The sequence below is a fragment of the Pseudomonas sp. A0308 genome (assembly GCF_044218815.1).
GTDB classification, from domain to species: domain Bacteria; phylum Pseudomonadota; class Gammaproteobacteria; order Pseudomonadales; family Pseudomonadaceae; genus Aquipseudomonas; species Aquipseudomonas iridis.
The window spans coordinates 575,569-589,961 of sequence record NZ_CP162581.1; the positions used below are offsets into that span (position 1 = coordinate 575,569).

Annotated in this window: 13 protein-coding genes; 5 read left to right on the forward strand and 8 right to left on the reverse strand. The window is 57.6% G+C overall.

Translation table 11 applies throughout. The features are described 5' to 3' along the window. Positions 1-6: 6 nt before the first annotated feature. The 4 genes from AB4P92_RS02625 to AB4P92_RS02640 form a co-directional block, all read right to left on the reverse strand. A complete protein-coding gene (locus tag AB4P92_RS02625; RefSeq protein WP_261735260.1) occupies positions 7-2,451 on the reverse strand; it encodes a fimbria/pilus outer membrane usher protein in 2,445 nt (814 codons plus the stop codon). Positions 2,452-2,536: 85 nt separating this feature from the next. After that, a complete protein-coding gene (locus AB4P92_RS02630) occupies positions 2,537-3,070 on the reverse strand; it encodes a fimbrial protein (protein WP_261735259.1) in 534 nt (177 codons plus the stop codon). 554 nt (positions 3,071-3,624) lie between these two features. Further along, the gene (locus tag AB4P92_RS02635) at positions 3,625-4,545 is read right to left on the reverse strand and encodes a universal stress protein (protein WP_395598803.1); all 921 of its coding nucleotides are present in this window, start codon (positions 4,543-4,545) and stop codon (positions 3,625-3,627) included. A 77-nt stretch (positions 4,546-4,622) separates the two neighbouring features. Then, a complete protein-coding gene (locus AB4P92_RS02640; protein WP_258558328.1) occupies positions 4,623-4,745 on the reverse strand; it encodes a hypothetical protein in 123 nt (40 codons plus the stop codon). Between the two features lie 365 nt (positions 4,746-5,110). Here AB4P92_RS02640 and fnr point away from each other — a divergent pair, with 365 nt between their 5' ends. The 4 genes from fnr to AB4P92_RS02660 all read left to right on the forward strand — a co-directional run bounded on the left by fnr (position 5,111) and on the right by AB4P92_RS02660 (position 9,462). Further along, complete coding sequence (fnr, locus tag AB4P92_RS02645) at positions 5,111-5,851, forward strand: fumarate/nitrate reduction transcriptional regulator Fnr (RefSeq protein ID WP_261735257.1); 741 nt, start codon at positions 5,111-5,113, stop codon at positions 5,849-5,851. Positions 5,852-6,367: 516 nt separating this feature from the next. Further along, positions 6,368-7,708 (forward strand): putrescine-ornithine antiporter, encoded by a 1,341-nt coding sequence (gene potE, locus AB4P92_RS02650; protein ID WP_042558941.1) that lies wholly within the window; start codon positions 6,368-6,370, stop codon positions 7,706-7,708. Positions 7,709-7,757: 49 nt separating this feature from the next. Next, positions 7,758-8,663 (forward strand): amino acid ABC transporter substrate-binding protein, encoded by a 906-nt coding sequence (locus AB4P92_RS02655; protein WP_395598804.1) that lies wholly within the window; start codon positions 7,758-7,760, stop codon positions 8,661-8,663. 235 nt (positions 8,664-8,898) lie between these two features. Next, entirely contained in the window at positions 8,899-9,462 is a 564-nt protein-coding gene (locus AB4P92_RS02660) for a GNAT family N-acetyltransferase (protein ID WP_042558939.1), read from the forward strand. Between the two features lie 52 nt (positions 9,463-9,514). Here the strand turns inward: AB4P92_RS02660 and AB4P92_RS02665 are convergent, their stop codons facing one another. From AB4P92_RS02665 to AB4P92_RS02680, 4 genes are all read right to left on the reverse strand, one after another. After that, the gene (locus tag AB4P92_RS02665) at positions 9,515-10,438 is read right to left on the reverse strand and encodes a universal stress protein (RefSeq protein ID WP_395598805.1); all 924 of its coding nucleotides are present in this window, start codon (positions 10,436-10,438) and stop codon (positions 9,515-9,517) included. Positions 10,439-10,567: 129 nt separating this feature from the next. After that, entirely contained in the window at positions 10,568-11,809 is a 1,242-nt protein-coding gene (locus AB4P92_RS02670) for an MgtC/SapB family protein (RefSeq protein ID WP_395598806.1), read from the reverse strand. A gap of 54 nt (positions 11,810-11,863) precedes the next feature. Beyond that, positions 11,864-12,076: a hypothetical protein gene (locus tag AB4P92_RS02675; RefSeq protein WP_261735254.1), complete on the reverse strand. Its 213-nt coding sequence runs from the start codon at positions 12,074-12,076 to the stop codon at positions 11,864-11,866. Positions 12,077-12,111: 35 nt separating this feature from the next. Next, positions 12,112-13,185 (reverse strand): NAD(P)-dependent alcohol dehydrogenase, encoded by a 1,074-nt coding sequence (locus AB4P92_RS02680; protein ID WP_210703652.1) that lies wholly within the window; start codon positions 13,183-13,185, stop codon positions 12,112-12,114. Between the two features lie 278 nt (positions 13,186-13,463). Here AB4P92_RS02680 and AB4P92_RS02685 point away from each other — a divergent pair, with 278 nt between their 5' ends. Beyond that, positions 13,464-14,390, forward strand: a complete 927-nt coding sequence (locus AB4P92_RS02685) for a universal stress protein (RefSeq protein ID WP_395598807.1) — start codon at positions 13,464-13,466, stop codon at positions 14,388-14,390. Positions 14,391-14,393 lie beyond the last annotated feature (3 nt).

Sequence of the window (14,393 nt, forward strand, 5' to 3'; positions counted from 1 at the left end):
CCCGGATTACAGGCACCGCACGGGCTTGGCGACATTGCTCAGCACGTCTTCTTCCGGCAAAACAGCCAGCGTGCAGCTCCTGGCTTCGTCCCAGCGTGCAACCAGTCGCGCGCCGCTTTTTGCGCCGAGCAAATAGGTCACGCCCGCCTCGCCGACGATTGCGACTTCCTTGTTCGTGTCCTTGTCCTGAACTGATGCGCCGAACGGCACCGGCTGACCGTTGGCCTGAGTCAACGCTACGAGGGCGTTGTGGCCCTGGCCGGTGGCGAAGTTGACATAGCCGATTGCGCCCTCGGTCAAAGCCAGGCGTTGAATCGGGTTGGTCACTTCGGTATTGAGCGGCAACTTCTCCATGTTGACCCGGGCCTCGTAGGCCTGAAACGAAGGCAAGCCATCCATTACCGCGTAGCCATCCTTGTTGGTCCGCGCCTGACCGGTGAAGGCCACGTCCGGCACGCCGTCGGTGGACACCAGCAATCGCGTGTCGCCATTGGACCCATTTCCATGGGCCGACACGCCGTAACGGGTCACGACCAGCGAGCTGTCAAGTTCGCCGGTCAGCGAGCGATAGGTGCTGCCATCGGTGGTCGCGGAGGCGTTGGCGCGATAAGTCGAGGCACGTTTGCCGACGTAGGCATTCACGTATTTGTTGTCGCCCACGCCGCCATACAATTGATAATTCACGCCCTGCCCGTCGTCATGGCTGTAACCGGCATTGGCCGATGCTCCACCGGAGCCAGAACGCTGGAAGTTGCTCGACAACATCGAATTGCCGCCCAACGGAATGCTCACCCCGAGATAGATCTGCGAGTCGTTGCGCTGCGCATTCTGGGTCTGGTACGCCGACAGATTGACGTTGATGTTCTTGACGTTGCCCACGGAAAAGCTGCGCGCCAGCGACAAGCCAAAACGGTCGGACGGCGCCGCGTCCCAATAGGTCGAGTGATCGTAGGAAAAACTCGTGGACAACCAGCCGAAATGCTTGGCCAGCGTCACCGAATAGCGCTGCTTGCCCGAGTTCAGGGCATAGGAATCGGGATCGCCGACGAACTGCGAGAAGTTGGTAAACGTTCGGTCGGAAAAACGGTAACCGAGGAAGCGTAGATCGGTGCCAATGCCATCGAAATGTTTGGAATAGTTGATGCGGTACGAGTTGCCCACCGCCGTCTCGCCGGTCCAGCGCAACTTGGCGCGCGAGTTGGTGATATCGGCTGAGAGCGCACCGAAAACTCCGAGGTCTTTGCCGACGCCAAACGCGTTCGACAGGTAGTCGCTGGCCGCCAGCACACCGCCGTAAAGCGTCCAGTCGTGGGGTAAGCCGTACGCCATTTCCGAAGCGACGAACCCAGGTTCGGTGCCGCCACTGCCTGTGAGTCGCGGCTGACCTGCCGAAACCTTGTAACGCAACTCGCCTTCGCGCGACAGAAATGGCACCGCCGCCGTGGACACGGTAAACGTCTGCTCGCTGCCGTCCTCTTCGCGCACAGTCACGTCGAGCGTACCCTGCACGCTGCTGTTGAGGTCCTGAATGCTGAACGCGCCCGGCGTCACGGTGGTCGAGTACAACACCCGGCCCTGTTGCGAAACCGTGACCGTCGCGTTGGTGCGCGCCAGGCCGCTGATCAAAGGCGCATAGCCACGCAGGTTGGGCGGCAACATGCGGTCGTCACTGCTCAGGGTCGCGCCGCGCAGCGCGAAAGTATCGAACACGTCGGAGTTCAAATAGTCTTCGCCGACGGACAATTTCGAACGGATCGCCGGCAACGCACGGTAGGCGTATAGACGATTGAGCTGGAAGGCCTTGTCGTTGATACCGCGATTCTGCTCGCCGGAATTGTGTTGGGCCTGATAGTCGGCGCGCACCCGCCAAGCGTCAATGTTCAGCCCGGCGGTGCCGTAACTCTGCAATGAACGCGAGTCGCCCGAGGCAGCGCTGGACTGGCGATCGTTGGCAATCAGCCGGTAATCCAGCAGCGCGCCATCGAGGCCGTCGCTCCAGGCAGCCGGAGGAATGTAATTGGGGTCGTCGTACTCGAAGGAGGCTTGCGGCAGACTGATCGACAGACGACCGAGGTTTTTCAGGTATTTGATCGTGGCGTTGTCGATGGCGCGCAAGTCCACGCACTGGCCACCGGCGAGGCGCGGCAAGCCTTTGAACAAGTCCGGTTTCAGGCCAAACATGGTCACCAGTTCTTCGTCCAGGCACGCGTAACTTTCCTGCGGGTTGTCGCCAGGTTTGAATTCGATGGAGCGAGTTCCGAAATAACGTTGATTAACCACAATATCCAGCAAGTAGTTGCCCGGCACTGTGTATTGCGCATGGGTGAACTGGCCGAGGCTGATATCGTCATTTTGATCAATGTTCAGAAACTCGGTATTGAATTCCAGCGCAGACGAATAACGCGCGCAGGAGAACAATACGCAAGACACCAATAGTTTGCGGCAGTACACGGAAAGTACCCTTCAATCAGCAACGTAACGGACAAGAAAAAAGGGGCTCTCGCCCCTTTTCCTTACAACACTCGATACGGGCGTATCAGTTGTAGGCCACGGTGAAGTTGGCAACGCTGTCTGCTTCACCAGTGGTCACGGTCGCCGCAGTCGCTTCATACATCGCAGCAAAAGTGACGGTGTTGTTGCCGTTCTGCAGGACAACCGGCGCAACTTGCTCCTTGCCGTTGTCGAGCATTTCGCCGGCGCTGGCTTGCAAGCGAATACCAACGTTTTGTGCCAGACCAGTGGTGGCGAACAGTGCCGGAACTGCTGGATCCTGGACGCCGCTGAAGGTGAAGCGGGCGTTTTTCTGGGTAGCGGTATCGCAGTCGGTCAGGATGATGTCGAACTTGGTCGGCGTCGAACGATCACCGATCGCCTTGAACTGGTTCGATGGCACCTGGCCCAGGGACACGGTCTGGTCCAGGGAGCTTGCGTCGATACCGCAAGCGCCGGAAACGATTTCACCGATGAAGCGCACAGTCCCCGGGTTGCCGCTCGCCGGCGTGGCGGCGTTGGCGAAGGAAGCAAGGCCCATGACAACAGTTGCGGCGGTAACAGCGACAATCTTCTTCATTTAATCCATCTCTTGGGATAATTATTGATCAGGCCGAGAGATCCGACTTGCAGACTATTGATTACCAGCCACTAAACTCACTGTTGAAATTCAGTGACTCTCGAACAACTGCCAGCTCCCCTTCCATATGCTCGGCAGTTGTCGAAAAGTTGTGCGGCAATAAATGATCAAGCAAGTTTTATCTCTCTGCTCCGGGAAAAATAATGCGCGACACCCAGAAATAGAAATGTAGGGAGTTTCCGCTCGAATTGTAGGAACTTTCCGCCTAGACAATCTGACCATAGATGCTGCCGCTACAAATCTTCGTTACCTCCCGATGCGATAACAACGACATGCGGTACATGGCGGATAAGCCCGAAGGCATCGCTGATCGCATAAAACGCCAGTCCCCATAATCCCTCCCCCAACTCAACAGCCTGTCCGTGTGCGGCCATGCTGGAGAATCGCTCACTGAAAACCAGTTCAGCACCAGTACCTTCCTCCTCGGATTTACAAGCGCTCACGAAAGCGAAAAAACCCCGTGAATGGGGACTGACGACCAAGGCGCAAACCGATCAGGCTGCAGAAGTTAGCGGCCTGACCATCATCAAGCTGCACGGCGCGCGATTTATCAGGCATTGCGCCGTGCCGCCGATAAAATCGTCGAGGCCGTGATGGTAGGACGTACCCAGCACCATCAGGTCGAACGCGTTCTGTCGGGCAAACTGTTCGATCACCCGGTAAGGGATACCGGTCAGCAAGTGCCTGTGTTTTTCATCGACAACATAGCGCTCGGCCAGGGTATCGAACGCCTCTTTCTGAGTATCGGTGATCGCATCGCGCAAGCTGTGATCCAGACTCAGGTTCGGCACACTCATCGCGGCATCACCCACTACGGACCAATTGCTCACGTTCAACAGATGCAACGACGCTCCGCACTCTGATGCCAATGTCGATGCCAGGCTGAGTATCCGGTCGTTGAGCCCTTGGGTCAGGTCCTCAAGGTGGGAAAGGTCTACGGCCGCCAAAATCTTCAAAGGCTTCGGGTTCGCTGCATCGGTGACCAGGTGCAAACAGGCTGGGCAATCGCGCAGCAACATCCAGTCCAGTGGTTGATGGAATGCCCGATCAAGGGCCGGAACATGATGGGCGTCCTTGATTACCAGATCGGCGTGGAAGTCATTGACGTACTCAAGCACATGCGCCGGTGTGGACCTGGCCCAGACCACTTCGGTAGTGACTTGCTCGCCGCTGCCACGCTCGAATCGGGCTTGCTGTTCCAGCCAATGCCGATGCACCTGCAAATAACCTTCGCGCGCCTGCGCCATGGCGTTGTGGTCAAACAGACCGGCAAGCGCCAAGGCCTGCACATAATCGAACGCCACGATGTGCAACAACGCACCGCTGGCCCGGGCCAATGCCTGGGCGCGGTCAAACGCCGGAGTGCGAGTCATTTCGGCGGGTGCGATCAATAGAATGCGTTTGAGCTTGAACATGAGGTACTTCTCCTGACGATGCTTCGCCGGCCTGATTGCCAGCCCGACATCCGTGTCCGGTTTGATGTAATCGCCGACTACTTGCGCGCTGCCTTTTCAGCCATCCGCTTGACGCGCTCATTGGCCTCGACGGCTGCACGCTCCGGTGGCTGTAGCCAACAGAGGATACTCAGCACGATGATGGACGAGCGCATGTTCATGATTTCCCCTTGGTGAATCACTGCTCTGCTAAATCGCTGAACTGAGTATCTGACGATGCCCGCTCCGGGCTCTGATTTTTGTCAACAAACGAGAGCATCGATGGGTAGCAGTGATCGCTGCTGTGTTGTTTCTTTACGAGTGTTCGTTACGCCTGAGCCACTGGCCGCCGAAATTGAAAAACGGGGCAACGATTGATTTACATCAAGTATCAACATCAACCTTGAAGCTCAATAAAGGCGAAATTGCCAGCGCCTCGCTAATCCGGGCACTCCGCTCGTCTGCAATCAAGGTGAAAGGCCAAATGAAAAGCACTCGCGCCGCTACGACGCCTATGCTTATCACGACCCTTGGAGGCGCCTTTCCCATGCTTGAAGCTCATTCTGCCCCGCCACTGCTCAAAGCTGCCTGTTCCAATTGCAGTGTGGTGGAGTTATGCCTGCCGATCGGCCTGACGGGTTCGGAGGTTGATCGACTCGATACACTGATCGTGCAGCGATACAAGGTGAAGAAAGGCACCGCTCTATATCGGGCAGGTGACCCGCTGCGCTCGCTGTACGCTGTGCGCATAGGTTCGTTCAAGACCAGCGTGCTGTCCGTCGATGGCCGAGAACAAGTGACGGGGTTTCATATACCCGGCGAAATGCTCGGTCTGGACGCCATCAGTGCCGATCAACATGCTTGCACTGCGTATGCCCTGGAAGACAGCGAAGTCTGCCCGATTCACTTCGCGCAACTGGAAAAACTGGCGCAAAGCCTTCCTTCCCTGCAGCACAATCTCAACAAACTGCTGAGCCGGGAAATCGTGCGCGACCACAGCATGTTGATGCTGATGGGCAACATGAACTCCGATGAGCGCCTGGCGGCATTCCTGCTCAACCTCTCGCAACGCCTAAGCGTGCGCGGCTATTCCTCCAAAGAGTTTGTGCTGAAAATGCGCCGTGAAGAGATCGGCTCCTACCTTGGGCTGCGTCTGGAAACCATCTGTCGCGGCATTGCCCACTTGCGCGATCAGGGGCTGGTGGAAATCGCCGGGCGCGACGTGAACATCCAGAACATGGAAGGCCTCAAGCACATGGTGTCCGGCTGCAATCGCCAGAATCAATGACCCCGTCCGCAACGCAGATCGATAATGCGCGCCCATCCCGGTTTTGTGCGCCCTCGGGCAAGCCGTTGCAAAGCGACGGGCGTCCTGTACCAATGAATTTGAAATAGTCTGGCTTTCTACGCGTTGAGCATCCCGTAAGAAGACCAACACTGCGATTGCTGTGGCATCAATCAAAACAGGCAAGGGGGTTGAGTTTCAGAACTTAGCCCTGCTTTGCTTTGCCAACGCACTAGCACTAGCACTAGCACTAGGCGGTAGCGGGTTTATTACCGCGTTCGTTGGAGGGCTGCTACATGGCTTGAGTGCCAAACCAGGTGGCTCACGGCTGGCAAATCGTATTGATTGATAATTATCAGAAATGCCCCCGTCTGCCGGTACTAGTGTTGTGACGAGAGCGTGACTAAGCGTCTGTCCGAACAGCTCTCATATACCGAAGTTTGGGCAGGAGCATGAGCCTGCTTCGCAGTGCATTCGATGGTTGAGCGGTAATGCGTTTCGCAGATCGAGGGGATTCCGATGGCCGACTCAAGCAAGAAAATGAACCTCATGGGGCTCACCACACTGGTTGCGGTAAACATGATGGGCTCAGGCATCATTATGTTGCCGACGAGCATGGCCCAACTCGGGGCTGTTTCATTGTTGTCATGGATCGTCACCGCTGTTGGCTCAATGGCCATCGCGTATTGTTTTTCCCAATGTGGCATCTACTGTCTGCGCTCAGGTGGGTTATCCGCCTACACCGAAGAAGCGCACGCAAAATCAGGTTTTTTCCTGTGCTCTTATCTGTATTTCCTGTCGCTGGCCATCGCCAACGTGGCGGTAGCCATCTCCGCAGTGGGATACATGACATCGTTCATGCCTTGGCTGGGAAGCGGCGCCATTCCATTGTTCATCGGAACGGTCGGCTTGCTCTGGTTAACCACCGTGGCTAATTTTGGCGGCCCTGGCATCACGGGCAAGATTGGTGCGGTTACTGTCTGGGGGGTGATCATCCCCGTGGCGGGCTTGAGCATCATCGGTTGGTTCTGGTTCAAAACCGATCTGATAGTCGCAGCCTGGAACCCGAACAACCTGCCGACATCCGAAGCGATCAGCAAAGCGATTCCTCTGACCCTCTGGGCCTTTCTCGGCATGGAGTCGGCTGCCCAGGCCTCTGACGCGGTGGAAAACCCCTCGCGCACCGTGCCGCTGGCATGCCTGTTCGGCACACTGGGGGCAGCCGCAGTCTATGTGCTATCGACGACGGTCATTCAGGGCATCATTCCCAATGCCGAACTGGCCAACTCATCAGCCCCTTTCGCGCTCGTGTATGCGCATATGTTCAACCCCACGGTCGGCAACATCATCATGGCGCTCGCGGTGATGGCCTGTGTGGGATCACTGTTGGGCTGGCAGTTCACTCTGGCGCAAACCGCCAAGATGACGGCTGATCAGGGCATGTTCCCAAAACTGTTCAGTAAGGTCAGCGCACACAATGCTCCCGTCGTCGGGATGCTGGTCTGTGGCGTGCTGCAGACCTTGATGGCGCTGTCGACCATTTCGCCAAACGCGAGTGCACAGTTCGGAAAACTCGTCAGCCTCGCAGCGGTGACCAATCTGATCCCCTACGTGACGGCAGCAACCGGGCTGCTGGTCATGATGTACAAAGCCAAAGTCAGCGCAGGCGTATACACGCGCAACACTCTGCTGTTAGTGGTTGCAGTGGCCTATTCCTTGTATGCGCTGTATGCCTGCGGCAAAGACGCCGTGTTCGGCGGCATCCTTGTTCTGGTATTCGGCTACTTGCTCTACGGTTTCCTCGCTAAACGTTTTGTCGACGCCCCTGCGCCTGCTGGCACTCGGGCCGAAGACCCTTGATACAAGTCTTCAGTACGGCACAGATATCTGAATTCGAGGAAACCCTTCTATGAACGTAAAACTTGCCAAATCAAACAACCTGCTGCTCGTCTGCATACTGGCGCTGCTACCGATAATGGTCCATGGCAAGACGCTTGAGCGCATACGCGCGAGTCACGCTATCACTCTCGGCTACCTACCTAACTTCGTGCCTTTCAGTGATCAGGCAGCCGATAAAGCCAGCGGTTATGCCATCGATCTTTGTCTGAAAATAGCCGAGAAGGTCAAGACCGATTTGAATTTGCCTGAGTTGAAAATTCAGTACCAACCTGTCTCACTCAAAGACGAGATGAATGACGTCAGTTCGGGGAAGATCGACATTCTTTGTACGCCGACCCCACCCACACTGGCACGGCGAAAGATCGTCAGCTACTCGGTGCCGATTTACACTGCCGGTCTCTCGGCAGTGGTCCGCCAGAATGCTTCCGAAGCCTTGCTCAATGTGCTGGGCGGCAAGGTGGCTCATACGGGACCAACGTGGCGAGCGACTGTGAACCTTGGTCTATCCAATCAGACGTATGTCGCCATCGCTGGCGGTGTCACCGAGACGTGGATACATCAGCAGATGCGATTGCTGGGTGTTGTAGCCACTTTGGTCACAGTAGAGAACGCAGATGCAGGTCTCAATCTGGTTGCCAATGGCAAAGCCGATGCGTTCTTCGCTGAACGCATGATGCTCGAGCATCTGCTAACCAGGAATTACCCTTCAGGAAACCTGGTACTGCTAGAGCGGATTTTTGAGTACGCACCGACTGCAATGGCAGTGGATCGGGAGGATGAAGATTTCCGTCTGCTGGTCGACACTGCGCTGAGCGAAATGTATCGATCCGGCGACATTGAACGGGCCTTCGAAAAATATCTGGGGGGAGCCGGTGATTCAGCCAAAAAGCTATTCAAGATCTATGCAATACCTTAGCGACGTGATGAAAACACGTTTGAGTGCTGATTCCAGCGCCATGGGCCGGCAGGGTTTAAGACTGCACCCGCCCCACCTGCCCTTCGTCGATTTACATCAAACCGATGCCAATGAAAAACCGCGATGGCCTGTGTCTGACTTAGATCAGATGCAGCCGCGGGCAACGGTGTAGAAGGAAGCCAAGCGGACGTTTTTTCACCGCGCGCCAGCCTTTCAACTGGATGGAGGATGACCCATGCTCACCGTTAAAGACCACAACGATCAGGCCGTAGCCGCCTATGCGGCGGTCTCCGGCCAATATTGGATTGAGGCGCTCAAGGACGGCCGCCATGTGTTGATCCGCCCGCTCTCGGAAAAGGATCGCGAGCGCGAATACAACTTCATCAAGCGCCTGTCTCCCGAATCCAGGCACATGCGCTTTCTTGCCCAGATCAGCGAGCCCGGCACCGCCCTGCTCGACCAGTTGATGGACACCGATAACAAACAGCGTACGGCCTTCATTGCACTGGTTCACGAGCACGGCAAGTTGATCGAAATCGGCATCAGCCGTTATGCCGCCACAGGCGAACATCAATGCGAATGTGCCGTGACGGTCGCCGATGAATGGCGGCACTTGGGCCTGGGCACATTGCTGATGGAGCACTTGATCAAGGCTGCCCGCCACAACGGTTTTCGCCAGATGTATTCGGTCGACGCCGCGAGTAACGCGTTGATGCGTGATCTGGCCAAAAGCCTAGGCTTTGAGACTCAGAATGATCCCGACGATCCGCACCAGGTCATTCATCGACTTCACCTGTAAAAAATCGCCTCGTGATGTGTCGGCCAACGACTCATCACGGGGCGATCCCGCTTCAGGACTGCAAGGTGTGTTGCGGCTTGATCGCCAACACACTGCACGGAGCTCGATGCAGCAGCTGTTCGGCGGTGGTGCCTAACAACTTGCTCAAGCCGTGGTGCTGCACCGTTCCCATCACAATGACGTCAATCTGCATCTTGTCGGCGAACTCGCAGATACTTGGGACCGGCGCGCCCTCAATGAAATGTCGGCATGGATCTGGTACGCCGTGACGCTCGGCCAGGGCCGCAAACGCCTCATGCTGAGCGCTACCCAGCGTTTCATGGATACCGGTGGCCAACGGCAATGCGCCGAACCCCATGTCCGTGGTGTAAACCGTCGTCCAGTCATACACATGCACCAGCTCAAGTCTGGCATCACATTGCTCAGCCAGTCGGGTGGCTGCATCAAGGATCTGGTCGTTGAACAGGCAATCCTGCTCTTCGCTGCGCAAGACATCGACGATGGCCAGTACATTGCGCGGGCGGGGATGAGTGTCGTCAGTTACCAGGTGAACCGGCACTGGACAATCGCGTAACAGTTGCCAATCCAGCGGGGTATAAAAAATTCGCTTCAACGCGGACTCGTGCTGGGCATCCTTGATGATCAATATCACCGGCATCTCATTGACGAACTGCAGGATCTCGGTAAAGGGATCCTGAACCCAGACCACCTCGGTGGTGACCTTGATGTGATGCCTTGCCAGCAATGACGCCTGCTCTGTGAGCCACTGACGATGGGTGCGCAAATAACCATCGCGGGCCAGGCGGATTTGCTCAGGGGCAAACAGGCCTGCCACTGCCAGCGCTTGCACATAGTCAAAGGCCACGATGTGCAGCGGCACTTGCATAGCCTGGGCAAGCGCCGCCGCGCGCTCAAACCCCGGCGTGCGCTCCATGACGGGAGGAGCGATCAACAGTAAATGCTGAGTTTGCGACATTGGATACCTCGGCACGCGGCCAGCCATAAGGAATAGACCTTCAGCGTGAACGCTGCGGCCGCAAGCACTTTGATCTTTATCAGCAACTGCACGGATTTTGACGGCGCCGGGTTGTGAGTCAGCTTGCGATTAAATCAACACGTAGCCGGCCCACATCGCAAGCGTCAGCAATAGCTGGCCCGAAATCACATAGGCGGCGAAGCGTCTGCCGCCGCTGACCCAGGCCACTACACATTTACTCACCGAGTTACTGCTGACGGCAATCAGCGCGGGCGCGGCTATGGCGTCATATGGCAGCTGCCCCGCCTTGGCAAGATTCGCCACGGAGGCCGTGGCGGAATGCGCATCAGCAAAACCTGTCAGGGTCGCCGTGAGCATCATTCCAGCCTGGCCAAAGTTGTTGAGCATTACCGATGACAGCAGCGTGATGCCGGTCAGGGTCAGCGTCACGATTATTGCGAGTTTGAGATTGAACGCGCCGGAGGTCTTGATCGGCTCGCTGCGGGTACCCCGTGTCGGGTCGGGAAACATCAGGCAGGCTCCATAAGAGACTGTCGCTACCAAGCCGAAACCCAAAGGCGCCCACACGTCGCGTAGCAAGTCCGGATCAACCATGGCGAAGATCAGGCCGACCTGAACCACCGTGGCAAGATTGGACAGAATGGCGGCCGCGCTGAGGATCCTGATGTTGTCCGGTTCATGGACGACTCGCTGGCCCATGGTGGCGATCGTTACGGTACTCGAAGCGAACCCCGACGCGATTGCGCTGATCACGTAGCCATAGCGGGTGCCCAGCATACGCACGGCGATATGACCGGTCGCGCCGACCAGCATCAGCAACACCGTCAGCGTACAGATAGTGCGTGGATTGATCGCGGCGTAGGGTCCCATGTACCGATCCGGCACCAATGGCAAAACGACCAGCGCCGCGATCAGCAAGATCAGGCCGTCGCGCATTTCAGCTTCGGTCAATTGGCTGTTGGCAAAATGATGCAGCGTCTGGCGATACGCCAATAAACCCGCGATGACCACGCCAAGGGCAATTGCCAGCGCCGGCGCAGTCGTACACAACGCGCCCAAAAGCAACACCGTGATTAACGCCACCTCGCTGGTTACCCCGGGATCGTCGCTGAGGCTGCGCCAATACGCGACGCTGATCAGCAGCGTCACACAGGCGGCGATGATCCCCAACAGCAGGCCACCGCCGACTTGCAGCGCGACATAACCTAACAAAGCGGTAATGGCGAACGTGCGCAAGCCGGCGCAGTGTCGCGCATCGCCAGTGCCCTTGTGCCGTTCACGCTCAAGGCCGATGAGCATGCCGATCCCCAACGCCGCCGCGGCACCGGAAAGATCGAAAACTTCGTTCATGATGGGTAACGCCGCGCAGGGTTTGCGAACTGCCCTGCACGCAGCTCAGAGCGATCATTCAACGCTCGCACCCATCCGGCGAGCCACAATCGGCCTCGTTGGCGTCTGAGCACAAGCATTTGGCCACACATGAGGTGCATTGATGCGGGCCTGAAGCACATCGACAAAATCCTGCGCAGTCTTGACGCTCCTGAAGTTCACATCCCAGCCATTCAGGTGCACGACCCAGACATGGGGTGCCTGTCTTTCGGTGATCTCGATGTTCATGAAAACCTCGACTTCTGCGGCACATCCATATGCTTTCAAGGAGTGATTGCCACCTTCATAACGCCGTCGCGTTGATGCGCGAACAGTTCATAGGCGGCCTCGATATCGTCCAGTTTGAATCGGTGAGTCACCAGCGGCGAGAGATCTACCGCACCGCTCTGCACCACGCCCATCAAGCGACGCATGCGTTCCTTACCGCCCGGGCACAGGGTGGAGACGATGCTGTAATCGCCCAGGCCCGCGGCAAACGCGCCGAGCGGGATACGCAAATCGCTGGAATACACACCGAGGCTGGATAGGCGCCCACCGGGGCGCAGGACTCGCAATGCCGACTCGAAAGTGCCCTGAGTGCCCAGCGCTTCGATGGACACATCGACGCCACGGCCATCGGTCAGCGCCATAATCTGCTCCACCACGTCACCGTCATTGAAGTTGACGATATCAGTCGCGCCCAACTGGCGGGCCACACTCATTCGTTCAGGCACTGCGTCCACACCGATTATGCGGGTGGCGCCTTTCAGGCGCGCCCCGGCCACGGCACACAGGCCGATGGGCCCCAAGGCGAAAACGGCGACCGTGTCACCAATAGCGATCTCGCCGCGTTCCGCGCCGGAAAACCCGGTAGACATGATATCCGGGCACATCAGCACCTGTTCGTCGCTCAGTCCATCGGGAATCGGGCACAGGTTGGCCAGCGCATCCGGTACCAGCACGTACTCGGCCTGGCAGCCGTCGAGGGTATTGCCGAACTTCCAGCCGCCGATGGCCTTGAAGCCATGCCGGGTCTCGGGGCCATCCTGCGAGCCGCAGCCACACAGGCAGGCATAACTTTGCCCGCTGGGGGTGATGGCGCCGGCAATCACCCGCTGCCCTTCGACAAATCCGCGGACTTGCGAACCCAGTCGTTCAATGACGCCGACCGGTTCGTGGCCGATGGTCAGCCCTATGGCCACTGGGTACTCGCCGCGCAGGATATGCACATCGGTGCCGCAAATGGTCGTGGTAGTGATGCGGATCAAGGCATCCAGTGGCCCTACTTCGGGGATCGGCTTGTCGTCGAGCACGATGCGGTTCTTTTCAACGAAGATCGCGGCTTTCATGGTGGCCATGGTGACTTCTCCCTGCGCCAGTGGCGCGTTTGAGTTCAGCACTCGACCCGAGCTTGCGCCGCGCCGTCAGACCGCAGGTTGATAATGGTCAACAATCGGTGGATGAGCCGGAATGCGCGACCGCGCATCCGCTGGTGTGATTGATCAGCCAGGCATTTGACAAATATCAAGCGCCCCACCGCCGCCCGCGCCAGGATCGGTACATGTCGCTGCCGTTGCTCCTGAACGTTTGAGTTCGTGAGCGCATTACTGCTGTGATTACCCACGGGAGTTTTGTCATGTCTGATCAAGCACGCTTCATGCTCGTCGCCTCGCCGCTGATGAAGAACAGCCCTGCGTTCGACCGCGCCGCCGCACTGGCTAAAGCCTCGGATGCCGCATTGCACATCGTGGCGTTCGATTATCTGGAGGGTCTGGCGACCGCCGGGCTGGTCAACGAACAGGCCCTGGAACAAATGCGTCTGGGTTACGTCGAGCGCCATCACCAATGGCTCGAAGACCAGGCCCGGCCACTGCGCAAAATCGGTGTGCATGTCACCACTGAAGTGGTGTGGGTTGAACGGCCCTTGCAGGAAATCCTCATCCACCTGCGGGAACAGCCGATGGCTGCGCTGCTCAAAGCACTGGAGCATGAATCGCTGCTATCACGCCTTATGTTCACGCCGCTGGACATCCACCTGCTGCGTGAATGCCCGGTACCGCTGCATTTTGTCAGCCACGTACAACATGCCCTGCCGCGTCGGATCGTTGCCGCCGTCGATCCCTTCCATCGCGATGGCCAGTACGAGGGACTCAACGACCGGATCCTGAGCGAAGCAGCAAAGCTGGCGAGTACCTGCAACGCCGAACTTGACGTGATCTATGCCCATGACCTGTCGTCCCTCAGCGCCGCCGAATTCGGCTTTGATAACGCGTCAGCGTTCTTTTCCTCCAGCGCCGCCAAGAGGCTGTTTGATGCCCAAGGCGAAGCCTTCCAGGCGCTGGCTGCGCGCAACAATATCCCCGCAGAAAACCAGCACATGATCATGGGAGATCCAGCCAAAGTGCTTTCCAGCTACGCCGATGCGTACGACGTCGATGTGATCGTAATGGGCCGTGTTGCCCATCGAGGGATAGGCCGACTGATCGGCAGTACGGTGGAGCATCTGTTGTACAAAATGCCTTGCAGCGTGTGGGTGGTGGCGCCGCAAACCCTTTCCCTCTGAAGA

What these genes read in the sequence shown, in the direction of transcription:
- potE (WP_042558941.1), top strand. Translation starts at nt 6,368, where the DNA reads ATGGCCGACTCAAGCAAGAAAATGAACCTCATGGGGCTCACCACACTG.
- AB4P92_RS02675 (WP_261735254.1), bottom strand. Translation starts at nt 12,076, where the DNA reads ATGAACATCGAGATCACCGAAAGACAGGCACCCCATGTCTGGGTCGTG.
- AB4P92_RS02670 (WP_395598806.1), bottom strand. Translation starts at nt 11,809, where the DNA reads ATGAACGAAGTTTTCGATCTTTCCGGTGCCGCGGCGGCGTTGGGGATC.
- AB4P92_RS02665 (WP_395598805.1), bottom strand. Translation starts at nt 10,438, where the DNA reads ATGTCGCAAACTCAGCATTTACTGTTGATCGCTCCTCCCGTCATGGAG.
- AB4P92_RS02655 (WP_395598804.1), top strand. Translation starts at nt 7,758, where the DNA reads ATGAACGTAAAACTTGCCAAATCAAACAACCTGCTGCTCGTCTGCATA.
- AB4P92_RS02685 (WP_395598807.1), top strand. Translation starts at nt 13,464, where the DNA reads ATGTCTGATCAAGCACGCTTCATGCTCGTCGCCTCGCCGCTGATGAAG.
- AB4P92_RS02630 (WP_261735259.1), bottom strand. Translation starts at nt 3,070, where the DNA reads ATGAAGAAGATTGTCGCTGTTACCGCCGCAACTGTTGTCATGGGCCTT.
- AB4P92_RS02640 (WP_258558328.1), bottom strand. Translation starts at nt 4,745, where the DNA reads ATGAACATGCGCTCGTCCATCATCGTGCTGAGTATCCTCTGTTGGCTA.
- AB4P92_RS02680 (WP_210703652.1), bottom strand. Translation starts at nt 13,185, where the DNA reads ATGGCCACCATGAAAGCCGCGATCTTCGTTGAAAAGAACCGCATCGTG.
- AB4P92_RS02660 (WP_042558939.1), top strand. Translation starts at nt 8,899, where the DNA reads ATGCTCACCGTTAAAGACCACAACGATCAGGCCGTAGCCGCCTATGCG.
- fnr (WP_261735257.1), top strand. Translation starts at nt 5,111, where the DNA reads ATGCTTGAAGCTCATTCTGCCCCGCCACTGCTCAAAGCTGCCTGTTCC.
- AB4P92_RS02635 (WP_395598803.1), bottom strand. Translation starts at nt 4,545, where the DNA reads ATGTTCAAGCTCAAACGCATTCTATTGATCGCACCCGCCGAAATGACT.